This window comes from Herbaspirillum sp. GW103 (assembly GCF_000261365.1).
Taxonomy (GTDB): domain Bacteria; phylum Pseudomonadota; class Gammaproteobacteria; order Burkholderiales; family Burkholderiaceae_D; genus Herbaspirillum.
Window position 1 is genome coordinate 117,818 of the sequence record NZ_AJVC01000006.1, and the last position, 23,685, is coordinate 141,502.

21 protein-coding genes and 1 pseudogene are annotated in these 23,685 nt (G+C 63.5%); 6 read left to right on the plus strand and 16 right to left on the minus strand.

Annotated elements, in window-relative coordinates:
* Positions 1–42: 42 nt before the first annotated feature.
* The 3 genes from GWL_RS19085 to GWL_RS19095 are packed head-to-tail and all read right to left on the minus strand — an operon-like array spanning position 43 to position 3,864.
* Positions 43–1,740 carry an NAD+ synthase gene (locus tag GWL_RS19085; RefSeq protein WP_008333382.1) on the minus strand — a complete coding sequence of 566 codons (1,698 nt, stop codon included), beginning with the start codon at positions 1,738–1,740 and terminating at the stop codon, positions 43–45.
* A gap of 28 nt (positions 1,741–1,768) precedes the next feature.
* Positions 1,769–2,971, minus strand: a complete 1,203-nt coding sequence (gene pncB / locus GWL_RS19090; RefSeq protein ID WP_008333384.1) for a nicotinate phosphoribosyltransferase — start codon at positions 2,969–2,971, stop codon at positions 1,769–1,771.
* Positions 2,972–3,000: 29 nt separating this feature from the next.
* Positions 3,001–3,864, minus strand: a complete 864-nt coding sequence (locus GWL_RS19095; RefSeq protein ID WP_008333386.1) for a cysteine hydrolase — start codon at positions 3,862–3,864, stop codon at positions 3,001–3,003.
* A 211-nt stretch (positions 3,865–4,075) separates the two neighbouring features.
* On the opposite strand from GWL_RS19095, the gene GWL_RS19100 reads away from it, so the two are divergent.
* From GWL_RS19100 to GWL_RS19115, 3 genes are all read left to right on the plus strand, one after another.
* Positions 4,076–4,738, plus strand: coding sequence for an NUDIX domain-containing protein (locus GWL_RS19100; protein ID WP_008333388.1), 663 nt, complete (start codon positions 4,076–4,078; stop codon positions 4,736–4,738).
* Between the two features lie 661 nt (positions 4,739–5,399).
* Positions 5,400–5,843, plus strand: a complete 444-nt coding sequence (locus tag GWL_RS19110) for a hypothetical protein (RefSeq protein WP_008333389.1) — start codon at positions 5,400–5,402, stop codon at positions 5,841–5,843.
* Complete coding sequence (locus tag GWL_RS19115) at positions 5,767–6,270, plus strand: T6SS immunity protein Tdi1 domain-containing protein (RefSeq protein WP_081486102.1); 504 nt, start codon at positions 5,767–5,769, stop codon at positions 6,268–6,270. Before GWL_RS19110 ends, GWL_RS19115 begins: the two co-directional genes overlap by 77 nt.
* Positions 6,271–6,485: 215 nt before the next feature.
* On the opposite strand, the gene GWL_RS19120 is transcribed toward GWL_RS19115, so the two are convergent.
* From GWL_RS19120 to GWL_RS19135, 4 genes and pseudogenes are all read right to left on the minus strand, one after another.
* Entirely contained in the window at positions 6,486–6,710 is a 225-nt protein-coding gene (locus GWL_RS19120; protein WP_008333393.1) for a hypothetical protein, read from the minus strand.
* Between the two features lie 115 nt (positions 6,711–6,825).
* Positions 6,826–7,086, minus strand: a complete 261-nt coding sequence (locus tag GWL_RS19125; RefSeq protein WP_008333395.1) for a DUF4148 domain-containing protein — start codon at positions 7,084–7,086, stop codon at positions 6,826–6,828.
* Between the two features lie 670 nt (positions 7,087–7,756).
* Positions 7,757–8,120, minus strand: a pseudogene (locus tag GWL_RS23120) (SDR family oxidoreductase); the annotation flags it as partial.
* A 40-nt stretch (positions 8,121–8,160) separates the two neighbouring features.
* A complete protein-coding gene (locus GWL_RS19135; protein WP_008333400.1) occupies positions 8,161–8,442 on the minus strand; it encodes a hypothetical protein in 282 nt (93 codons plus the stop codon).
* Between the two features lie 204 nt (positions 8,443–8,646).
* Between GWL_RS19135 and GWL_RS19140 the strand changes: the two genes are divergently transcribed.
* Positions 8,647–10,080, plus strand: a complete 1,434-nt coding sequence (locus GWL_RS19140; protein WP_008333402.1) for an MFS transporter — start codon at positions 8,647–8,649, stop codon at positions 10,078–10,080.
* Positions 10,081–10,114: 34 nt separating this feature from the next.
* Here GWL_RS19140 and GWL_RS19145 read toward each other — a convergent pair whose 3' ends face one another.
* Complete coding sequence (locus GWL_RS19145; RefSeq protein ID WP_034351479.1) at positions 10,115–12,574, minus strand: DEAD/DEAH box helicase; 2,460 nt, start codon at positions 12,572–12,574, stop codon at positions 10,115–10,117.
* 125 nt (positions 12,575–12,699) lie between these two features.
* A complete protein-coding gene (locus tag GWL_RS19150; protein ID WP_008333409.1) occupies positions 12,700–12,882 on the minus strand; it encodes a hypothetical protein in 183 nt (60 codons plus the stop codon).
* Between the two features lie 175 nt (positions 12,883–13,057).
* Here GWL_RS19150 and GWL_RS19155 point away from each other — a divergent pair, with 175 nt between their 5' ends.
* Positions 13,058–13,588, plus strand: a complete 531-nt coding sequence (locus GWL_RS19155) for a cysteine hydrolase family protein (RefSeq protein WP_008333411.1) — start codon at positions 13,058–13,060, stop codon at positions 13,586–13,588.
* A 15-nt stretch (positions 13,589–13,603) separates the two neighbouring features.
* Here GWL_RS19155 and GWL_RS19160 read toward each other — a convergent pair whose 3' ends face one another.
* The 7 genes from GWL_RS19160 to GWL_RS19190 all read right to left on the minus strand — a co-directional run bounded on the left by GWL_RS19160 (position 13,604) and on the right by GWL_RS19190 (position 23,166).
* The gene (locus tag GWL_RS19160; RefSeq protein ID WP_008333412.1) at positions 13,604–14,890 is read right to left on the minus strand and encodes an FAD-binding oxidoreductase; all 1,287 of its coding nucleotides are present in this window, start codon (positions 14,888–14,890) and stop codon (positions 13,604–13,606) included.
* Between the two features lie 66 nt (positions 14,891–14,956).
* Positions 14,957–16,627, minus strand: coding sequence for a phosphoethanolamine transferase (locus GWL_RS19165; RefSeq protein ID WP_008333413.1), 1,671 nt, complete (start codon positions 16,625–16,627; stop codon positions 14,957–14,959).
* A 278-nt stretch (positions 16,628–16,905) separates the two neighbouring features.
* A complete protein-coding gene (locus GWL_RS19170) occupies positions 16,906–17,739 on the minus strand; it encodes an amidohydrolase (RefSeq protein ID WP_008333420.1) in 834 nt (277 codons plus the stop codon).
* Positions 17,736–18,977 (minus strand): MFS transporter, encoded by a 1,242-nt coding sequence (locus GWL_RS19175; protein ID WP_008333429.1) that lies wholly within the window; start codon positions 18,975–18,977, stop codon positions 17,736–17,738. Before GWL_RS19175 ends, GWL_RS19170 begins: the two co-directional genes overlap by 4 nt.
* Before the next feature lie 288 nt (positions 18,978–19,265).
* Positions 19,266–19,874: an adenylyl-sulfate kinase gene (gene cysC, locus GWL_RS19180; RefSeq protein WP_008333430.1), complete on the minus strand. Its 609-nt coding sequence runs from the start codon at positions 19,872–19,874 to the stop codon at positions 19,266–19,268.
* 37 nt (positions 19,875–19,911) lie between these two features.
* Positions 19,912–21,075, minus strand: coding sequence for a tetratricopeptide repeat protein (locus GWL_RS19185; protein ID WP_008333431.1), 1,164 nt, complete (start codon positions 21,073–21,075; stop codon positions 19,912–19,914).
* 15 nt (positions 21,076–21,090) lie between these two features.
* On the minus strand, positions 21,091–23,166 hold the full coding sequence (locus tag GWL_RS19190; RefSeq protein ID WP_008333433.1) for a tetratricopeptide repeat-containing sulfotransferase family protein: 2,076 nt from the start codon (positions 23,164–23,166) through the stop codon (positions 21,091–21,093).
* Between the two features lie 253 nt (positions 23,167–23,419).
* Between GWL_RS19190 and GWL_RS23520 the strand changes: the two genes are divergently transcribed.
* On the plus strand, positions 23,420–23,635 hold the full coding sequence (locus GWL_RS23520) for a hypothetical protein (protein ID WP_008333435.1): 216 nt from the start codon (positions 23,420–23,422) through the stop codon (positions 23,633–23,635).
* The last annotated feature ends 50 nt before the right edge of the window (positions 23,636–23,685 follow it).

Below are 23,685 nucleotides of genomic sequence, written 5' to 3' on the forward strand. Positions count from 1 at the left end.
ACAGGATCAAAGGCTGCCGGTCATCGTCGCAGCCGGTGCGAGTCAATAGCGCACCGCGATGGGAATCTGCCGCCCGCTGCCAAAGGCCCGTGCGCGCAGGCGGATCACCGGCGGCGACTGGCGGCGCTTGTATTCGTTGCGCGCCACCATGCGACAGATGCGTTCGACCAACGCCGCCCCGGTGTCGGTTCCCCTGAGCTGTTCTACCGCGCTGGCGGCGGCCTGCGCTTGCTCGACAGGGAGGCGGCTGCCTTCGATGTGCCACTTGAGGATCTCGTCGAGCACCTCGTAAGGCGGCAGGCTGTCGGTATCGCGCTGGTCCGGTGCCAGTTCTGCCGAGGGCGCCTTGTCGATGATGGCAGCAGGGATGAGCTCGCGACCGGCCTGCGCGTTGAGGTGGCGCGCCAGGGCATAGACCTCGGTCTTGTAGAGATCGCCGATCAGGCCCAGGCCACCGTTGGTATCGCCGTACAGGGTGCAGTAGCCTACCGAGATCTCGCTCTTGTTGCCGGTGGTCAGCAGCAGGGCGTCATAGCCGTTGGAGTATTCCATCAGGATGGCACCGCGCACGCGCGCCTGCAGGTTTTCCAGCGGCAGCCCGCGCAGGGGTGCGCCGAAGGCCCGGGCGAAGCCATCCTCGAATTCGCGCACCAGGTCGGCAATGGGGTGGCGGAACAGGGTCACGCCCAGGGCCTGGCACAGCGCTTCGGAGTCATCGACCGAACCGGTGCTGGAGAACATCGACGGCATGGTCACCGCCACCACGTTCTGCGCACCCAGTGCCTCAACCGCCAGCGCGATGGTGAGCGCCGAATCGATGCCACCGGAAGAACCGACCACTACCTTGCCGAAGCCGCAGCGGCGCGCATAGTCGCGCAGGCCGAGCAGGATCTGGCGGCGCTGGAATTCGGGCGTGGCCAGGGTCTGGTCCTCCCGGATCGGTTCGCCCACACCGTCGCTGCGCAGGAAGCGTCCGCTCTCGAAGGCGATGACCTGGAAATCCTCGGCCAGGCGCGCCGCCTCGAAGGCCAGCCCCTGCAGCGGCGACATGGCGAAGGAGCCGCCGTCATACACCAGCTGGTCCTGCCCGCCGACCTGGTTGACGTAGAGCAGCGCCATCTGACGGCGCAGGCAGGCGGCCTGGAACAGGGCGTGGCGCTGGCTGCGCTTGCCCACGTCCGACGGGCTGGCATTGATGGAGACCACCAGTTGCGCATCGGCCTGGGCCAGCTTTTCGAAGGGATTGACGCGGTAGCTGCGCAGGTCGTCGTTCCAGCCATCTTCACAGATCAGGAAGCCGACCCGCAGGCCCTTGATGGGCAACACACAGGCGGTCTCGGGACCGGCCTCGAAATGGCGGCCATCATCGAAGACGCCATACACGGGCAGCAATTGCTTGTGATACTCGGCCACGATGGCACCCTCGCGCACGGCCAGCAAGGCATTGAAGAGCGGCTTGCCGGGGCCGGGATTGCGGCGCGGCGCGCCGATGACGACAGTCAGTCCCGGCAGCTGGCGTGTAGCGTCTGTCAGCTCTTGCAGCGCCAGTTCGGCCTGCGCCAGAAAGCGCGGTTCTTCCAGCAGGTCGCCGGGGTAGTAGCCGCAGATCGAGAGTTCGGGAAAGACCAGCAGGTCGGCACCGGCCTGGGCGGCCCGTTGCAGGCCATCGAGATGGAGCGCCAGGTTGCCGGTGAAGTCACCGATGGTGGGATTGCATTGAGCGATGGCGATGCGAAGCATGATGCGTCCTTTCTGCCGCCGCAGCGGCTCAGGCAGGGGTGGCCGGCACGGCGATGCCGAACAGCTGGCGCAGATAGGCCAGGAAGGTTTCGTCCTTGCACAGGGTCTTGCCCGGCGAATCAGACAGCTTGGCCACGGCCTGGCCGTTGCAGGACGAGAGCTTCATGACGATGTTCAGCGGCGCGATGCCGGTGTCGTTGCTCAAGTTGGTGCCGATGCCGAAACCGGTCATGGCACGGTCGGAAAAGTGACGATACAAACGCAGCGCCTGCGGCAGGTCCAGACCATCGGAGAACACCAGGCGCTTGGTATTGGCATCCAGGCGTAGCTTGCGATAGTGCGCCAGCGCCTTCTCGCCCCATTCGAAGGGATCGCCGGAGTCGTGCCGCAGGCCGTCGAAGAGCTTGGCGAAGTACAGGTCGAAGTCGGCCAGGAAGGCATCCATGCCGACCACGTCGGTCAGGGCCACGCCGAGGTCGCCGCGGTATTCCTGCACCCAGTCTTCCAGCGCAGCCTTCTGGAAATCGCGCAAGCGCACGCCGAAGGACTGATAGGACTGCAGGTATTCGTGGGCCATGGTGCCGATGGGCACCAGCTGATATTTTTTGGCGAGCCAGACATTGGAAGTGCCCTTGAAATACTGCGGCAGCTCGCGCGCCAGCGTGGCCACCACTTCCTCCTGCCACGCAGCGCTGTAGCGGCGGCGCACGCCGAAGTCGAAGAACTCGAAGGGATGACGGCGAGGCGGCTCGGCAGCGAAGGCCCGCAGCAGCCCGATCTTGTCCCGCAGGCGGCGGCTTGCTTCCCCGAGCGCCGCAGCCGATCCGACGCGGCGGAAATACAGCTCGTTGACGATGTAGAGCACGAAGATCTCGAAGCCCATCACATGCACCTGCGGACCGCGCGCCACGATACACAGGCGCTCGCCCTCGGTGCTGACCTCGATGAACTTGCGCTGGAAACGAAACAGGGCGAGGAAATCGATGAAGTCACTTTTCATGTAGCGCAGCTGGGCGAGGTAGTCCAGTTCATCGCTGCCAAAGCGCAGGCTGCAGAGGTGATCCAGCTCGCGCTCCACGTCCGCCTTGAGTTCGGCCAGCGGGAATTGCGGCTGATTGCGGCACACGAAGGTGTACTCGGCCTGGGCACCGGGATGGCTGTGCAGCAGCGCCTGCCACATGGTGAACTTGTAGAGATCGGTTTCCAGCAGACTGCGAACGACGGGTGCCATGATGGGCACTCCTTTCAGACGTGAATGGATCAGGCGTTGGCTTGCAGTTCCTGCAGCACCTGCTCGGAAGTGGCCAGGCGCACACCGGCCTGTGACATGGCGGCCAGGAAATCCTGATACTGCGCCTCGAAGCCGGCCACCGGGCTCATGCAGTCGGTCACCAGCACCAGTCGGGCACGGCCGGCGGCATCGAGGTTGGCGGCGATGTGCTCGGTGGTGGCGCGCACGCAGTGGCTGCCCGCCTCGCCGGTGATGTAGACGGTATCGGCCTCGCCCAGGGTGGCGATGAAGCCACGGTTGAGCTGGGTGGCGGGATCATCGTCATCCGGCACTTCGGCCATCACGGCCGAATAGTGCTCAGTCCACGGGTTGCTGCCCTTGCCCAGCTTGGTGACCACGCCCAGCGTGCGTTCTTCCCAGCCGTTGTAGGCGGCGCGCACATCGGCGTGGACCGCCCCGCCCCAGCTGCCGATCTCGCAGTGCACCGGCCAGACCATGAGGCGATAGCGTCCGGCGGTTTCCAGCGCATCGAGATAGGCCAGTGCGCGCGGCAGCGCTCGTGGATCGCGTGGCAGGTAAATGCCGGCACGCACCTGCGCGGCCTCGATCTGGGTGAAAGGCGTGACCGCCGTGCCATCGGCTTGCTGCCAGAACGTGGGGTGAGCGATGTCCAGCCTGTGGTGTGCGTCGAGGGTGATGCTGATGGCCGAGAGGCCCTCACCGCCCTGGTCGATCAGACGCGCCACGCGTTGCAGGTCGGCATGGCTGCCTGCCACCGGCAGCGCTGGTTGCAATACCCCGCCGGTGGCCGGGTCCACCGGCAGCCAGTGCGCCGGCAGATCGCAGAAATCGTTTTGCGGATCGATCACGAGGAGATGCAGGGAGCGCTTCATGGTGTCCACCTTTCGGAGTGCGTCGGGTTACGGTGAGGCCAGTGTAGACCACTTAATTTACTTTTGCAACTAACAAAGATTTCGTGATTTTTCTTGATTTGCCCTTTAAATGGGCTTTACAGGCCACCCATGATTCGAATTACAACAAATAGATTCACAATGACACTAAGTACCTTTAGACTTCCCCCACTTGGACAAGGCGAGGATAAAAATGGATCCGGTGATCTGCACAGTCGATGTGGCGTTGCTCACGCTCACAGCCGAGGGACTGGAGGTGGCGCTGCTCAAGCGCGAACATGCCCCCTTCAAGGGAGTGGCGGCGCTGCCCGGCGGCTATATCCATGCGCGTACCGATGTCGATGCGCGCGATGCCGCGCGCCGCGTGCTGCTGGACAAGACCGGCATCGCCGCGCCCTATCTGGAACAACTGGCCACCTTCTCCGGCGCGGCGCGTGATCCGCGTGGCTGGTCGATATCGATCGCGTATTACGCGCTGGTGCCGGCCAGCACCATCGCCCAGGCCGAGCGGGACGAGATTCGCCTGCACAGCGTGGACCGGCTGCCGCCCCTGCCCTTTGATCATGGGGACATCATCGAGATGGCGGTCTCGCGCCTGCGCAGCAAGAGCCAGTACTCGTCCCTGCCCTGCCATCTGCTGGGCGATGTCTTCAGCTTGCCGCAGTTGCAGCGGGTCTATGAAGTGCTGATGGGCGAGAGCATCAACAAGGTGAGCTTCCGCCGCAAGATGACCGAGATGGACATGCTCGAACCGGTCGATGGCCAGTTCGAGAGCGGGGCGCATCGTCCGGCGCAGCTGTATCGCCTGAAGCCCGCCTTCCGTGAACAGTTGCAGTTGCTGGAGCGCGGGCTTTGATGATGGCAAGCCGCAACGTGAGCGGCCCAGGGACATCGCTGGGTGGACTGCTCATTGGTCGTATCTTCAGCAGTTCGTAGCCGCAGTCATCATTCGGGAGTTGCTAGAACCCATTTCATAAATAGGCGTGAGTGCGAGCGAGTCCCGTTTGGGATGAAGTGCAAGGCGCGAATTTGGGTCAAGACTGGGCGTCTTGACCCAAATTCGTAACGCAGCAATTCGCCCAAACGGGCCGCTCCCTCCGGGTTCTGTCCAGAAAGGGCGCTGGCCGCGTTGCGCTCCTTGCGTGTGGCACCACCACACGACGCGTCGCGCGCCTTGCCAGCACCCTTTCTGGACAGAACGCATCTCACGCCTATTTATGAAATGGGTTCTAGTTTCCAAAAGGAAACATTACAATGCGGGCCAGTGTTGCATCAGGGAGGGATACTTGATGAGCACAGGATCTACGCATGCCCAAAGCATCCCCGGGTCTGGAACAGCTGCTTCCGGACACTCTCTACGCCCGCACTCTGCGGCGGCTTTCCCCGTTTCACCCCGTCTCCCAAAATGAACCGCTAGTCAACCGGCTTGACGCCAGCGCGCGCTTGGTCGATCACACCTGGTTTGAACTCGACGACTTGCCCTGCCGCCCGGTCGACATGACGCGGGATGCAGTGTCATGACGACCAAAGGCGTCATCCTCGAACAGGCTGACAGGTCGTTCACGCACATCGAACCGCACGGTGGCGGAACCAATGCAGCCATCAAGGCAGAGACTGCGGCCGAGAAAACGTTTTGGCAGAAGTCCAGTCCTTGGGTGCACGGCGTGCTGGGCGTTGCCAGTTTCGTTCCTGGATTGTCGATCATCACGGGTGCGATCGATGCCGCCATCTATACCGCCGAGGGCGACTACGTTGAAGCGGGGATTGCTGCGGCGAGCATGATACCGGGCGGGAAGGTGGTCACCTCCGTTGGCAAGGTCGCCAAACGCGCAGTTGGTATGGCAAGGGGTGCAGGAACGGCATCCCGGGTTGGCAAAGGTGCGCATGAGGCAGAAGAACTTGCCAAAGCAGCGAAGTCGGCAAAGGAAGCGGAGGAAGCCGCCAAAGCTGGACGAGATTGACGCATTCCACGTGATTGCAAGGTCTGCATTTGGTGGTCTTTATTTATGCGGTGAGAAGACGGGGCGTAGCGTCACGATTGATTGTGCCGTCAATATGATCTCTGCTTTAGAACATGAATTGAAGGAAAAAACCAAGGAGGACCTGGATTTTTCGATCCGCTGTTTTTTTGCGTTCAGCGATCCAGATCGGTTTGAAATGGAAGACGAGAACGGACAGCCGCTCTTCGAACGCGCCAGATCCAAATTAGGCCCGCTTGAACCGCATGAGATCTATGGATTCGAGCCTGCTATCGTGCTAGGAGGAAAAATCCTCCTCGAAAATTTGGTCAAGGTGAATGCCAATGTGCACTTGACGATACTCCGCCAGTTCGCGGAGCCAGAATTGCCATTCGCGGGAATCGATATTGAAAAGTTGCTCGACTCTTGAAACGTACCGTGGTGAGAGAGCAAGCCAACATTCAGCCATTCGTCAATGCCGCCGCCTCCGCATTGGGACGAATCACACTGAGCGAATGTCCAAAGCCCATCCATCGACAACAGCCCTCCCCCCGAAAACCGCCATCGGCATCAACGCCAAAAAACAAAGCGGCGCACCCACAACAGGTGCGCCGCTTTTTTCATAGCGAAATTCTTGAGCCAGGCTCAGGCACAGCAATTGCCGCCGGTGTCGGCATAGCGTTCACGACGCTGCAATTCACGGCGGTGGCGCACGCGCTGCGAGACGCGATAGACGGCGCGCTGGGTCAGCATCATGGATAGCGTACTCAAGCTGAACTCAGCGGCAATGAGCAAACCGACCAGAGCGGCAAATTGCAGGTAGATCCGCGGATACACGGAGAGGCTACGCGAGAACAGTTGATGCAGCATGATGAATTCCTCTTTCTTGTTTTACGTGCCGGGGTTCCTGCGTCACACCAGTGACGATGCAGCGAACCGCGATGCGTGGCCGATCAAGCCGGCCCACGCATCGGATGGCCCTGCATCAGGCACCAGCGTAGGTCGAATCGGCGGTGCTGTCAGCAGTCTGCACTTCACTCTTGACGGGACCGTTGCCGAGAACCGGGAACACCGAGTCAGGCTGGTTGGCGATGCCTTGTGCCTGGGCGCGGGCCAGGTCAGCCTTCACTGCAGCGCGGGTGGTGTGCGAAACGAAAGGCTGGTCGACCGGGTATTGGGCTTCAGCGAAAGCGACCGACGAAGCGGACAGGGCCAGGACAGCGGCGATGATGGTCTTTGCGGACATGATGTTTCTCCTTGAATGCGTTAAGTGGACTTGAGTCAGGTTCATTACAGTTCAGTGAGCACCTGGCCGGGATGTCGGTCGGCCGATACCACTCTCTAGAACCGCATCGTTTCTTGCGTTGCGATGTCGTTCATCGATGGACTGAAGTCTACGGAAGAGCGCGAGGGAGAAAAACCATGCTGGAGAGAATTGAGTGTTCCGGGTTCTGGAACAATCGTCATTGCCTATCAGAGCGATAGTCCGGAAATGAAACAAAGCCGCGACATCAGGTCCACTGACGCTGGCTTGCGCGCAGGGGCCGGGTGTATTCCTCGTGCTGCGCTTGCCTGACTACGGGCTTGGCATGATCGGCCTCGGCCGCAGTACGGGACGTCGGTGAGCCAGGCTGCGAGGATATCCGCGCAGGGGGCATGGGCAGCTGCGGCGGACGCTCCACCGGCGGCAGGCGTCCACCCCCGAGAGACTTGCGCAGGCGCGCGGGCTGGTCGGTAGTGGATGGGGTGGTGGCTGGCATGGTGCGGATCTCCCGTCTTGTCGCGGCAAGCAAGCGTGCCGCGTTGTCACTGTTGAGAGCAGTATCACGCCGGAAAAGCGGGCCGTTAAGCGGACAACGGCTCTGTCTGTTGTAGGAATGTTGTCCAGCAGTCTGGTGGCCTTGGGCAACGCACAGATAGGTCGACGCCACGCCGCCATCGACCGGCAGGTTCACGCCATTGATCCAGCGGCTGCCGTCATCGCACAGCCAGACGATGGCAGCGGCGATCTCGTCCGGATAGGCCGGCCGCTTCACGCGGTGGAAATCCTTCTGCACGCGCTCCTGCCCGAGCATGGTCACGAAGTCACCCAGGATGGAGGCCACGTTGACGATGGCACTGCCGGGCGGCATGCGACGAATCAGCAGTTCGGTGAGATGACGCAAGCCGAGATAGTTCACACGCGCAACCAAGTCCATCGGCACTGGAGAGATCGGCCCGCACGAAGGCTTCCATGCTGATCATGGGCGCATTGTGATCCACCCCGATCACGCGGGCGCCTTAGGGCCCGGCCGGTGCCGGGAAAGAAAGCGCGGGAGCGTCAGGCGACGTTCTTGTAGGGACTGGGCCGGTCGGTCTCTTCGTCCACGATCTGCATCTCGCCGATGCGGTTGCGCAACTCCTCCCAGGGATGAATGGGCAGGTTGTCATCGCGGGGCCCGGACTGCAAGCGGGCGGCAAGGTCCTCCACATCCTGCGTCACGCGCTCCTGCCAGCGGTGTTCCAGCGCGATGAACAGCGCAATGGCCGCCACCAGCCCGAGCGAACACATTGCCAGGGCGGCATAGATGGCGTACTGCATGATGTTGTCGAACCAGTCCATGTCCTCCCCGTCGTCGTTATCTCAGGTCATGCGGCGATGGTAGCGCGCGGCCTCGCAGGCGCCCATCAGGAAATGACTGAGGCGCCGGGGGCGACAGGCGGCCAAGCTCATCCACAGGAACCGGCGCCACCGGCACACGGTCTGCCGTTCAGGCCCGGGCTGCAGGATGCACCCGACCCGCATTCCCCGTCCACGGAGCCCCCGATGATTGCCACCCCGTCCGCCAACATCCCTGCCCGCGTCGACCGCCTGCCGTGGTCGCGCTGGCACTGGCGCGTGGTCATCGCACTGGGTGTGGCCTGGGTGCTGGACGGGCTGGAAGTGACCCTGGTCGGCTCGCTGGGCAGCGTGCTGGAGCGCAGCGATACCCTGGCGCTGGATGCGGCCCAGGTCGGCTGGACCGGCTCGCTCTACATCGCCGGTACCGTGCTGGGAGCACTCATCTTCGGCCGCCTCACCGACCGCCTGGGACGCAAGCGGCTCTTCATGCTCACGCTCATGCTTTACATGGCGGCGACATTGGCCACCGCCTTTGCGCAGGATTTCCTGTTCCTGGCACTGTGCCGCTTCGTGACCGGCCTGGGCATCGGCGGCGAATATGCGGCCATCAACTCGGCTATCGATGAGCTGGTGCCCGCGCGTGTGCGTGGACGGGTGAACCTCATCATCAACGCCAGTTTCTGGATCGGGGCGGCGCTGGGTGCAGGCTTGTCGCTGGTAATCCTGGACCCGCAGGTGATGGGCGCCGCATTGGGCTGGCGCGCATGCTTCCTGCTGGGCGCGGTGCTGGCGGTGGCGGTACTGCTGGTGCGCCGGCATGTCCCGGAAAGCCCGCGCTGGCTGCTCATGCACGGCCGCCACGCCGAAGCCGAAGCCGTGGTGCGCAGCATCGAAGCGCAGGTCGAGCAGCAACACGGAGCCCTGCCCGCCGTGGACCACGCTCCCGGCGCAGCAGCCCAAGGTGGCGCGGCAGGCAGCGGCATGCTGCCCTGGCGCGAGATCGCCCACGTGCTGCTGCATCGCTATCGCCAACGCAGCGTGATGGTGGCGCTGATGATGGTGGCCCAGGCCTTCGTCTACAACGCCATTTTCTTTACGTATTCGCTGGTGCTCACGCGCTTCTTCCAGGTGCCGGACCATCGCGTGGCGCTCTACATCTTTCCCTTTGCGCTGGGCAATGTGCTCGGGCCGCTGTTGCTGGGCCATCTGTTCGACAGCATCGGCCGTCGCCGCATGATCGCGGCCACCTATCTGCTCTCCGGTGCCGGACTGGCCGCCACGGCCTGGGCCTTCAATGCCGGGCTGCTGGATGCGCGCTCGCTGGCGCTGTGCTGGAGTGCGGTGTTTTTCGTCGCCTCGGCGGCGGCCAGTTCGGCCTACCTCACCGCCAGCGAGGTATTCCCGCTGCGCATGCGTGCCATGGCCATCTCGATCTTCTACGCCATCGGCACCGGCGTAGGCGGATTCCTTGCCCCGGTGCTGCTGGGCTGGCTCATCGCCAGTGGCGACCGCCATGCGGTGGCCGCAGGCTATGCGCTGGGCGCATGTCTGGCGCTGCTGGCCGGGGTATGCGCGCTGCGCTTTGCGGTGGATGCGGAAAGGCGCACGCTCGAAGAGGTGGCGGAATGGAAAACCTGAGCTGATGAGACAACCATCCTGTCATCAGCCGGGCTTATGACAGGATTTTTTCCGCAATGCCCGCTCCCAGCGGTGCCAGCAATGCCTGCAATTCCTCTTCACCGAACTTGATGGTGGCGGTGTCATCGCGGCCCAGCATGCCATCGGCCAAGGCGGACTTGCGCGTTTGCAGTTCGAGCAGGCGTTCTTCGATGCTGCCCTCGATGACCAGCTTGTAGACCACGACCTGGCGCGTCTGCCCGAGCCGGTGCGCGCGGGCAATGGCCTGCTCTTCGACGGCAGGATTCCACCACGGATCGGCCAGCACCACCGTATCGGCGGCAGTCAGGTTCAGGCCGACCCCGCCGACCTTCAGGCTCACCAGCATCAGCGGCACCTCACCGCGCTGGAAGCGGGCGATCACACCGCTGCGGGCGGCCGGCTCGGTGTCACCGGTGAGCATCAGGCAAGGCAGTTGCAGCGTCTGCAGTTGCGCCTCGATCAACGTCAGCATGCTGGTGAATTGCGAGAAGACCAGGATGCGCCGCCCCTGCTCCACCAAGGACGGCAGGGTATCGCACAGCCACTCGATCTTGGCGCGTTCCAGTCCGCGCGGCATGCGGCCCTGCTTCAACAGATAGGGATCGCAGCAGACCTGCCGCAACTTGAGCAGCGCATCCATCACCGTGACCTGGCTACTGCCCAGACCGCGCCGCTCCAGCGCGCGACGTACCTGCTTGTCGGCGGCAATGCGTACGCTCTCGTACAAGTCGCGCTGGCGCCCCTGCAATTGCAGGCGCTCGACGATCTCGATGCGGGCGGGCAGCTCCTGCAACACATCCTGCTTGCGCCGACGCAGGATGAAGGGACGTACGCGCTGGGCCAGCAGGCGCGCGCGCACGGTTTCTCCCTGTTGCTCGATGGGCTTGCGCCACAGTCGCGCAAAGCTGCGTGCATCGCCGAGAAAGCCCGGCATGAGGAAATGGAACTGGCTCCACAATTCGCCCAGGTGATTTTCCAGTGGTGTGCCGGTCATGCACAGACGATGGCGCGCATGCAGACGACGCGCGGCGGCGGTGCTGCGGGCGGCGGCATTCTTGATGGTCTGCGCCTCGTCCAGCACCAGCAGATGAAAGCGCAGCGACAGCAACAGGTCGAGGTCGCGCCACAGCAAGGGATAGGTGGTCAGGACCAGGTCAGCCTGTCCTTGGGCAACGGCGCTGACATGCTGCGCACGCTGCTGGCCATGCAGCACCCTCACGCGCAGGGTGGGGGCGATGCGCTGCGCTTCCTGCTGCCAGTTGAACAACAGCGAGGTCGGCACTACCACCAGCGCAGGCAGGTCGAGCCGTCCCTGTTGTTGCTCGATGAGCAGATGGGCCAGCAGCTGCGCAGTCTTGCCCAGGCCCATGTCGTCGGCCAGGATACCGGCCAGGCCATGCTGGCGCAGGTACTGCATCCAGGCCACGCCCTGCAACTGGTAAGCGCGCAGGGGCAGACCCAATCCCCCGGGCGCGGCCACCGGCGGCACACTGCCGGCGGCGCGCAGGCGCCGGGCCAGTTGCAGCACGCCACCGGCACCGCTCAGGTGCCAGGGCGCGCCACCGTCCAACGTCTGCAGACCGGTCTGCAGGCTCTCCAGACGATGCGCATCCCAGGGCGAGAGTGGCAGCGGACCTTCCTTGCGCTTGAGGTCGACCAGCAGGTCCAGCAGGGCCAGCACCACTGCCTTGAGCGGACCGGCCATGGCATCGATGCGGCGGCCACCGGGAGCGCGCAGGGAGATCACGGCGTGCGGGTCCATGCGCTCTACCTGTTGGGCATCGGCCCAGCGCGGATCGCGGCGCAGCAGGTCGGCCACCATCGGCGCCACATCCAGGGTCTGGCCATCGACCTCAATGCCCATCGAGAGCAGCCAGCGACCACTGGGGTCCAGGCCGTCGAAGATCTCGCTGGAGAAGGGGCGCGGCAGCAAGGGTGCGGCCACTTCGCGCGCACTGACCTCACCGGTCTCGCTGCTGACGATGAAGCGCCATGCCGTGACCGGAACGCTCTCATGTGCAAAGCCGGGACGCACGCGCAGAGTCCAGCCCATCTGCTGCAGACGTGGCGCCTGGTCGGCCCAGAAATCGCCGAAGCTTTCTTCCAGCATCAGAGTCCACAGGGGACCGGCGTCGTGCAGGGGATTGTCGGCACGCCATTGCAGGGCATCTTCCCGCAAGGGCAGCAGGCCCATCTCTCGAAGGATCTCCAGCGCGTTGGACTCGGCAACAAGGTCACGCACAACATGGGCTGGCGTGTACGTGAGCTCGTCATCGGGATGGCCCACGGGCGCCGGCGTGCTCCAGCGCTGCGCGCCTTGGCCATAGACCCAGTCGATCTGCGCCACCGTCACCATGCCGCCACGTGGCCCGAACAGGCCATGCGCACGCATGCCCAACAAGCCGTCACCACGGGTGAGCGTCTGCAGGGTCAGGCGGGGATGGAATGCGCTGGGGGAATGCGAAGCGGACATGCGACCGGGGGAAGAACGGGGAAGCAGTCATTGTAGGGCGCTTCAGCGCCAGGCGTGCAGGAGCGCGGATGAAACCGCTGGACGTCCTGCGCATGCGCACTACGCATGGGCAGTGACGGGACCTCTTACCGGGCGGGCGGCGTGATGCAGAAGTCCAGCATCATCGCGAAGGGTGTGCGGCCCTCGCCGGTGGCCCATACCCATACGGCCCAGCACAGCAGGCTGCATACCAGCAGCAGAGCCAGCACGATGTGCAGTCCGGATGCCTTGCGCAGGAAGCCTTCGACGCGGTCAAACAGGGCGGTCATGGAGATAGATGCAGAAATGGAAAAACTTGGGAGACCTCATTGTAGCCAAGGCCCCGGCCCGATGAAATGGGACAAATTGCCGCAGTGTCACGCTGGCAATATCCCTGCGTCGCACCGTGCGGGGTACTCTGTTACCCTGACGCATTGTTCCTTCGCTACTTGCCGCCTCGCCATCATGACCACTGCCCTGCTCATCATCGATGTCCAACGCGCCCTTTGCACCGGTGCGCAGGCCGTTGCCGACGGCGACGCCACCATTGCCAACATCAACCTGCTGCGGGCAAATGCGCGTGCGGCGGGCGTGCCGGTGATCTTCGTACAACACGAAGACGGCGGCTCCTTGCAGCACGACAGTGACGGATGGCAACTTGCACACGGACTGCATCACCAGGCCGATGACCTCTACCTGCGCAAGCGCGGCTCGGACGCTTTCCACCAGACCGCGCTGGAATCCCTGCTGCGCGAACGCGGCGTGACGCGTCTGGTGATCTGCGGCATGCAGACCGAGTTCTGCGTGGAATCCACCGTGCGCCGCGCGCTGGCGCTGGGCTTTGCGGTGACGCCGGCCGCCGGAGCGCACACCACCGCGCCCAATGGCGTGTTGTCGGTACCAGAGGTGGTGGCACATCATCAGGCTACGCTGGCCAATCTGGGGGCGTATGGCGTGCGCGCTACCATCACGGCGGCCTGCGATGTCGCCTTCTGATCCTTCCCGGGGCGTTCAGAACCGCTGCGGGCTGAACGGCGTCAAATCGATTTCCGGCGCCTGCCCCGCCAGCAACTGTGCGGCGATGCGTCCAGTGCGGGCTGAACAACCCAGTCCGATGTGACCGTGGCCATAGGCGTGGATGATGTCGGCACTGGCGCTGGCCGGGCCGATGCAGGGCATGCCGTCGGGCGTGCTGGGACGGCGACCCAGCCAGTATTTCACGTCCTCCACCGGCAGCGTGCGCGGCAGGCCGGGGAAAAGTTTGAGCGCGATGTCGCGCATGATCTCGCCGCGTCGCCAGTCCGGCGCCGCCTCGAAGGAGGCGAACTCGACCTGCCCGGCAATGCGCAAGCCGGTCTCCATCTGGGTCGCAATGACCTTGAATTCGGACACCATCATGGGCGTACGGGCGCGCGCCTGGTGGTCCTGCCCACTGATGACGACGTGGTAGCCGCGCTCGCTCTCCAGTTGCACCTGATCGCCGGCGGCGGCTGCCAGTGCCTTGGAACGCGCACCGGCGCAGATGACGGCGGCATCGCAGGCGAGTTCGCCCTGTTCGGTCAGCACCGCCTTGAGCCGTCCCTGCTCCACGCGAAAACCGGTGGCGCGCCCGTCGACACGATGCGCACCGCGCGCCAGTGCATAGGCCTGCAAGGCCTGCAGGTAGGCGGCGGGATGGCGACAGTGACCAGCCTCGTCGACCTGCACTGCAAAGCCGAAGGCCGGGTCCAGGTCCGGTTCACGCGCACGCAGGGCGGCGCCCTCCACTTCCTGCCACTGGATGCCCAGCTCGCGGCGCACACCCCAGCCGAAGGCGTCGTTGTCGAAATGCTGGCGCGAACGATAGACGTGCAGGACGCCGGAAGTATCGATCAGGTGGGCCACGCCGGCGCGCTGCGCTACCTCCAGATGCAGGCTGCGGGCGTCGGCCACCAAGGTGCGCAAGGCGCGCGCCGTGCTACGGATGCGATCACGCCGCGCACTGGCAAGGTTGCGCACCAGCCATGGAGTGAGGCGCGGCAGGTAGCGCCAGCGAATCGACAAGGGCCCCAGCGGATCCATGAGGTAAGCCGGCACCTTCTTCCACATGCCCGGCTCCACCGGGGGGATCACCGAATGCGAGGACAACCAGCCGGCATTGCCGTAGCTGGAGGCTTCTTCACTACCGGCTGCATTGAAATCAAGCAGGGTGACCTGCAAGCCCTGGTCGAGCGCATGGATGGCGCTCATGAGGCCGACGGCACCGCTGCCGATGATCACGGCATGGCGGGGAAAGATGATCTCAGGGGAGCTGGACATGGCGGGATGTGCGACGCAAAGCTGCATGATACGAGAACTGGTCGCAGACGTCAGGCGCGTGCAGGATCACCGCGCCTGGTTGTAGAGCACCGTGCGCGGCAGATAGGGCTGGCCATTGATGCGCCGCTGCTGATGAAAATGGCCACTGCCGAATTGCACGCTGAGGATGTCATGGCGCGCATCGTAATAGCGTGACTGCACGCCCAGCAGGCCCATGACCGTATGCTCCAGCTGGTCGGTCTGGTAGGGACGGTACTCGAGCTGGGCCTTGTCTTCCGGACTCTTGCCGGTGAAGGAGCGGGTCCATACCAGCATCGGGATTTCATAACCGGTGGCGTCGCTCACCGACTGACCGGCGTGATTGCGCGTATGGCCCACCTCCTGCGCATGGTCGGAACTGAAGAGCAGGCTGGCATTGTCCTGCCGCGCCGCGTTCATGGTGAGTCTGAGCATGCTGCCGACCACGTAGTCGTTGTAGGTCATGGCGTTGTCGTATTCATTGCGCAGCTGGCGTATCCAAGCCGAGCGGTCAGCACCTTCCAGTTTCTCCGTCACGCCGTCGCGCACGGTGTCGAAACGCGCGTACTCGCCGGGATAGCGCATGTCATAGGTAGGGTGCGCGCCCAGCAGATGCACCACAATCAGCTTCTTCGGGGCCGGGTCCTGCAAGGCGGTTTCCAGCGCCGGCAAGAGGTTGCCGTCGAAATTGTTTTCACCGCGCCCGGCCCCCTTGTTGATGAATACCTGCTCGTCGGCACGGCGCGAGACCAGGCCCAGCCAGCCGTCATTGGGGGGCTGGTTGGACAGCCAGTGAATGCGGAACCCCGCCTCGCGCGCCAGCATCAGAACATCCGGCTTGCGGTTCCAGGCCTGCGGATCGTTGAGGTCGGCGGGCGTCAACATCTTCATCAGCGAGGCCATGGTGGCCGGTTCCGAGGAGACCACGTCACGAAACACGATGAGCTCCTGGCGCATCGCTTCCAGGGTGGGCGAGGTCGGGCGCTCGTAGCCATACAGGGACATGTTGGTGCGGTTGAGGCTCTCGCCGATGATCCACACGACGGTGTTGCGTTCCGGTCCCGTGTAACGTACCTGCCAGTCGGAGCGATGCGCCATGTTGCGCGCCACATCGGCTTCCATGCTGGCGGCCTGGGCCAGTTGGTCGCGATAGTCGAGATAGCGGATGGGCCAGAACAGCAGCGGGTTTTCCTTGGCCATGGTGGGATTGAAATGCAGGGCCACGAACACGGCCAGCAAGGCGCCCACGGCGGCCCGGCCACGCCAGCGCCAGGGTGCGGCGGGCCGGGCCTGCTCGCGGCGTCGCAGCCAGCGCTCGCCCAGCCAGGCCAGGCTCATCATCACCACAAAGGCCAGCACGGCCTGGGCCACGTCGCGCCAGTTGTGGCGGAAGAACTCGCTGCTCTCGGCGGGGTTGGTGTTGAAGACGGCTTGCAGCACCAGAATGGGATTGGGGCGCAGGCCGAAGTAGTCGCGCAGGAAACCCTTGATGGCCGCATCGAGGAAGAACAGCCCGAGCACGGCCAGGGTAGCGCGCGAGAACCACTGCGGCCGCTCGCGCAGCCAGGGCAATATCAGGAACAGGCCGGCAATGCCCGGCAAGGCGGTCGCCATGAGCACGCTGCTCTTGGCCAGTTCATTGGTGCTGATGCGATCCAGTGCCCAGAAGATGACCAGGCCCACGAGACCCAGGCCAAGTCGGTTGACCAGTTTGTTCAATGCAGTCTTTCCGCCGCCCCACCCGGCAAGATGTTATCCCGAAGAAATATTGTCCGTGACACCGCTTCCCTGGCGGCTTGTTCACCCTGGTGCCGACACGCTGTCGGGCCTGCGCGATAGGACAGGCTCGGCGATGATTTGTTTCCGCGCGGCGCGGCAGAGTATCGCACCCCGCATGAAAAACGCCAACCATGCCGGCTCAGATCCGCTGCCGCGTGAGTGCAGCGGTACATCCATCCCCGTCGGGTTCTTTGCTTCCCTGTCCGCGGTGCGCAGGCTCAGCCGAAACGGAATAACTGCGCCGCCGTCTCGCCGGTGATGCGCCGGCGGTCTTGTTCATCACTCACCAGGGCCTCGAAGCGTCGCCAGCTGTCGCCGTAGTCGGTCACGCTTTCATGCTGGGTATGCGGCCAGTCGCTGCCCCACAGCAGGCGATCGACCCCGAAGTGCCGGCGCAGCAGCGGCCAGGCCCGGCGCGCGAAACGGGCACCACCCTCGCTGCCGCCGTTGCGATACTGCGCCGACAATTTCACCCACACCTGACGCGAGGCGGCGATGGACAGCAGGTAGCCAAAACCGGGGTCGTCCACGCCCAGCGCCGCATCGACCCGGCCGAAGTGATCGACCACCACGTTCAAACCCAGTGCCAGCAAGGGTTCCAGCACCAGCGGCAAATCCGCGGCCTCGCGATGGATCTCGACCTGCCAGCCCATGGCCGCAATGTGCGTGAGCGTGTCGTGCCAGACACCGCGCAAATCGGGCAGCGGCGCACCGCCCACCAGGTTCAGGCGTATGCCGACCACGCCGCCCTGCTGCAGGGCCTGCAACTGCGCCAGGCCGATATCCGCGTCGACCATGGCGATGCCGCGCAGGCGTTGCGGGGCACGGGCGATGGCTTGCAGCAGATAATCGTTGTCGCTGCCCAGGAAACTCGGTTGCACCAGTACGCCATGACTCATGCCATGTGCATCCAGCCGCGCCAGGTATTCATCGACCGTGACGTCATAGGCCGGCGTGTAACGGCGTACGTCGGCCATCGGCAGGCCGCGCGCAAAGACGTGCGCGTGAGTATCGATGCGCAGCGCGGCTGGGGGCACGGCGGGAAAACTCATGCGCCGGTTTCCATCTGGCGGCCCCGGGTTTCCGGCAGCATCAGCACGGCGATCACGACCAGCGAATAAGCGATGGCAGCATCGATGCCAATGGCCTGGCCCAGCGGCATGGAGTCGCTCATGTGGCCGACCAGGACCGGGAAACCGGCCGAGGCCACGCGTCCGAAGTTGTAGCAGAAGCCCACGCCGGTACCGCGAATGCCACTGGGGTACAGCTCATTGAAGAGCGCCCCCAGGCTAGCCGGGATACCGGCGGCGAAGAAGCCGAGCGGGAAGCCGCATACCAGCATCTGGGTGTTGCTCAGGGGCAGGAAGATGTAGCACAGCACAGTGGCTACGCAGCACAGGGCGAAGCTGGCCACGGTACGACGACGGCCGATGCGATCCAGCAATTGCGCGCTGACGATGCAGCCGCACCAGAAGGCGATGATGATGACGGCCAGGTAGCCGCCGGTAGAGAGCACCGACAGGTGCTTCTCGGTCTTGAGGTAGGTCGGCAGCCAGGTCATCAGTGCGTAGTAGCCGCCGTGCGCACCCACGCCCAGCAGGCTGCCGATGAGGGTCAGGCGCAGCACATCGGGGCGGAAGATGCCCAGCAGCGTGCTGGCGGCGGGCTTGCCGGCAGCTGCCTTGCGACCGGCCAGGAAGGCATCGGTCTCGGGCACCGAACGCCGCACGTAGACCACCAGCAGCGCGGGCAGCAGGCCGATGATGAACATCGCGCGCCAGGCCATTTCCTGCGGCAGCATGGTGAAGAGCACCGAGAACAGCAGCACTGCACCGCCCCAGCCTACGGCCCAGGCACTCTGCACGGTACCCATGGCACGACCGCGATGTTCGGCGCGGATGGTCTCGGCCATCAGCACCGCACCGGCCGCCCATTCGCCGCCGAAACCGAAGCCCTGCAAGGCTTTGAGCACCAGCAGTTGCGGATAACTCTGGGCGAACGCGCTCAGGAAGGTGAACAGGGAGAACCAGATGATGGTGATCTGCAGGGTCTTGACGCGTCCGTAGCGGTCCGACAGAGTGCCGGCGAACCAGCCGCCAATGGCAGAGGCCACCAGGGTGGCTCCGCTGATCATGCCGGCATCGGCCTTGGAGAGCGAAAAGGCTGCAATCAGTGCGGGGATGGCCAGGCTGAACATTTGCACGTCCAGTGCGTCCAGTGCCCAACCACTGAAGCAGGCCCAGAAAGTCTTGCGTTCCTTGGCAGTGACCTGCCGATACCATGAAAACATGTCTCGTCCTCTATGCTGAAGGCGCGCAACCTCGGGCTGCCCCGCCCGGCAGCCCATGCTGTGACGGAACGTGGTGCCAGACCGATGGCGGCGCGTAGCGGATTGATTGATCGGATGAATTATTCAGTTACTCAACTACTCATATAGTCATCTATATGAGTTAACGGAAGATAACACAGCCGGGATGGCGCAACAATCTTCCTGTGCGCCGTGTTTTCGTGGTCATTGCACTCAAGCTTCAGCAGGAGCGGGAGGAGGATGTTGCCGCCGATATCTCTTCCAAGGCCTTCATGCTGGGTTGCGCGGCAGCACCGTACGCACGTAGCGCAGCAGCTTATCCAGGCTTTCATCCAGTGATTCAGCACCGCTCCGGACAATATAGTCGGCATGTTCGGGGGCCTCATAAGGCGCACTGATGCCGGTGAAGTCGTCGATCTCACCCATGCGGGCCTTGCGGTACAGGCCCTTGGGATCACGCATCTCACAAGTGGCCAGATCGGCGGCGACATGGATTTCGTGAAAAGCCTGGCGGCAGCAGGCGCGCGCCTGGGCACGATCGCTTCGGTAGGGCGAGATGAATGCAGTGATGCAAATCAGTCCGGCATCGGCGAACAGCGCCGCCACTTCGCCGACACGGCGAATGTTCTCCCGGCGATCCTGCGCACTGAAGCCGAGATTGGCATTGAGCCCGCTGCGGATATTGTCTCCATCCAGGACATAGCAGGAATATCCCAGGCGCATGAGTGCCTGCTCCAGTGCCATGGCCAGGCTGGATTTCCCCGACGCCGACAGACCGGTGAGCCAGAGCACCGCACCGTCATGGCCATAGTGGATGTAGCGCTCGCGGCGACTGACGGTATGTGAAATCGTGGTGATGTTGGGTGGCACGGCGGTCACGACATGACTCCTGGAATGTGAAAAATGGCTGTACCTGTCAGGTTTGCACCGAGGCCTCGCGCAGGCGGCCCAGTTCGGCGCGAACAGATTGCAAGACCGTTCCCCATACGCCCCGCGACTGCTGACGGAACAGGCGTAGCGAGGGATACCAGGGGGTATCCTCACGCTGCAACAACCAGCGCCAGTCCGCTACGAAAGGCAGCATTACCCAGGCCGGCCTGCCCAGCGCACCGGCCAGGTGCACGGGTGACGAATCCACCGATACCAGCACGTCGATCAGGCTGAGGATGGCAGCGGTGTCTTCGAAGTCGGCAATCTCCTCGCTCAACGACAGCAGCGCCATACCCGGTGGAGGATGCGCCGCTTCCGCGCTCGCCGGTCCCTTCTGCAGCGAGAGGAAGGTGATGCCTTGCTGCGCCAGCGGCGCCAGCTCGGACAAGCCCATGGAGCGTTGCCGGTCGTTGGCATGGATCGGCCGGCCCGCCCAGACGAGGCCGACCAGCGGTCGTGGCAGTGATGCCAGGCGGGTACGCCATTTGTCGAGGCGCGCCGGGTCGGCGCTGAGGTAGCCGACACTGACAGGCAGATCGTCCAACGTCAGGCCCATTGCCAGCGGCAAACTCATCAACTCGCAGTGAAAATCGAACGGCGGCGGAATGGTGCCGGCGACAATGATCTGGTCGTATCCGCTGCAGCGGGCAGCAAGCGCGTAGCTTTCGGCGTTGATCTCGAGGATGATGCGGGCGCCGCTGCGCTGGCGGGCCCATTGCAGCATTCGCAGGAACTGGAAGGTGTCGCCATAGCCCTGCTCGTCGTGGATCAACAGCGTCTTGCCGTGAAGCGGCTGTCCTTCCCAACGGGGGCTTTGCACATGGCGCCCGATCATGCGGGTATGGTCCATCCTGTAGCGGAAACGGTACTGCTGCCATCCTCGCGTGAACTCGCCTTGCGCGAGGAGTATCTCCGCCAGATCGAAGCGTGCCGCCATGTCGCCAGGGACCGCCTGCACGATCATCTCGAGAATCTGGCGAACCTCCTCGATCTTGCCCTGCTGGCGGACGGCATGGGCCAGCTGCTTCCACAGGAAAACCGGACCGCTACCGGATGCCAGCGCCTGGCGCAGCAGGATCTCGGCCTCGACCAGACGTTCCTGCTCAAGCAGCGCATGCGCCTGTTGATGAATGGACTGGTAGTCGAACATGGTCGCCAGCCGCTCCTATGCGGTCGGTCCGGCAGGGAGATCCATGCCGAGCGCGGCCAGCAACGGGCCGAGTTGCGCCGCATGGCGATGCCATCGACCCTTGGAGGTGGCGTAGATCGGTTCTCTCACCTGGCTGACGCTGGCGGTACGGACGACGCGGCGCGTCTGATGGAACTGCAGGCAGGCCTCGTCCCACGGCATGTCGAGGAACGCGATCATGCGTCGCGCCTGCCTCTCCAGGTCATCCACCACGCTTTCGTAATCGACTTCCAACAGTCGGTCCGCCGGCAGCACCTGGCGCAGACGCTCCATCAGCGCCTGATAGTCACGATAGAAGATGCCCAGCTCATCGAGACGATACGCAAAGCCCTGCTCCCCCGCGAAATGCTTGCTGTAGCAGGACAGGCAGGTGTCCACCGGGTCGCGCCGACAGTGAATGATGCGCGCCCCGGAAAGAATGAGCGGAATCAGTCCTGCATACAGGAAATTGGACGGCATCTTGTCGATCAGGCGCAAGGCGTCCGGAGCGATGCGCTCGGTGCGGGCCAGATAGTTGCGCCCGATGGCGGCAAAGTCTTCACTGCCCCAATGCAGCAGGGCATCCGGGAACTTGCCTGCCGCATCGACGGCGTGGCGCAATGCGCCAAGTTCTCCCGCACCGTGGATGCCCGGATGGGAAGCCAGGATCTGCTCTACCAGCGTCGTGCCGGAGCGGGGCATGCCGAGAACGAATACCGGCCGCGCCGAGGGGGCGCCCGCATGCTTGAATTTGTCCATCAGCGCAGGGACAAACGCATCGCCAATGCTGCACATCCAGGTGCTGATGGCGCCGGCGTCATACGCGAAGGTCGCACGCTTGAGGGCATTGCCCTGATTGAGGTGCAGGAAGGCTCGCTCGGAATCGTGCGTATCCAGATAAGCCTTGCCCAAGGCAAAGTGCAGACTCATTTGCTGACTGAGCGAGGGCTTTCTTGCCTGTACCAGGGCGGCCTCCATCGCAGCGATGTCGGGATCGTCGGCACGGTAGGTCTTGGTATCCGCTCGTGCCGCCATCGAACGAACCGAACCGGGAAAGCGTTCCAGTACCTGTGCGAACGCATTGCTGGCCCCTTCTTTGTCGCCGCTCTCCAGCCTCAGCAAGGCGCGGGAGACCAGGGCTTCTTCCGCCACGGTGCCAGGCAGCGCTGCCGCGCGCTCGAAACATCCAGCAGCGTCATCATGTTGACCCAGTGCTTGCAAGATCTGACCCAGCACATTGTGGGCATTGGCACTGTTGGGCATGAGTTCAACCGCCTGGCGCGCGCATGCCAGCGCCTGATCCAGATGGTCAGCCTTGAGCAGCAGGAGTGCGCGCGCCGTCAATGCGCCGACATGCTGCGGGGCAAAGGCCATCAGGGCATCGATCCAGCGCATGGCCTCGGCATAGCGCATGCGCGAGATTTCGATTTGCGCCAGGTTGAAATAGGCGTCAGTGAGCTGCGGATTGATGTCGATGGCTTGTCGGGCCGCAGCAATCGCTTCGTCGTACCGTCCAAGGTCGTGGAGCAGATAGGCCAGGTTGCTGTGTGCCTCGGCGTAGGAAGGGTGCAGCGTCAGCGCGCGTGCATAGGACTCCTGCGCCTGGTCAAGCCGTCCCAGGCGCACGAAGGTATTGCCCAGGTTGTTGAAGACTTCGGCATTTTCGGGTTGCAGCGCGGCCACGCGTTCCAGACATTGCAGGCCTGCCTCGAACTTCCCGCTCTCCTGCAGGATGATGCCCAGATTGCTCCAGGCTGCGACCAGTTGCGGCTCCTGTTCAGTGGCACGTCGCGCATGTTGTTCCGCTTCGGCCAGCAAGCCCTTCTGACGGCACATTTCGGCCAGATTGCTGCGGTAGAGCGCGGGTGCAGTGGGCGGCAGGCAAGCCTGGCGCAAGTAGTCGATCGCCAGATCAGGTTTGCCGTAAGCGTGAGCGATCAAGCCCAGCAAATGCAGCGCATCTGGCTGCCCGGGCAACACCTGCAAGACCTGCAGGCAACGCTGTTCGGCTTGAGGGGCCTGACCTGCATTCCAATGCGCATAAGCCTGCCTGAGCGCCTCTTCGACTGTCATCGGGGAAGTTGTGGGATAGTTGTTCTGGTTCAAAAGCACTCCGCCCTATCAAGATTCTCATGGTGCGAAGCCGGGTATTTCCGTACGGACATATCAGTATGCGTCTCCTATTTCAACGCCCCGGTCGCCATGACTTTCGCGATCTTATCAATTGCATGGCAGGAAAGGTGAATATCAGCCCCTGCCATGGCTGCGCTGTCGTCGGAGCGCATAGCGACAGACTCCGTTACCGACAATATCCACATGGAAACTTGTGCCGGATGACGAAGCTATTTTGAGAAAAGTGACAGGACGCTCTTCAAAAAGTGAGCTTTGCGCCGATAACGTTCAAGGTTTGTTGCAAGCCGAAGCAGCAGCGACGGAAGTTGGATTCAAAAACCCGAAGTCGGAAAAACGGGGACAGGGCAAGACCTCATCCATCAACAACTTGCCGCAGGACAACTTGAAAATTTCACGCCACTCAACATGAAAGATATGCGACCCATCAGTCAACGCAGGCTACCCAAAAAGCTGACCATG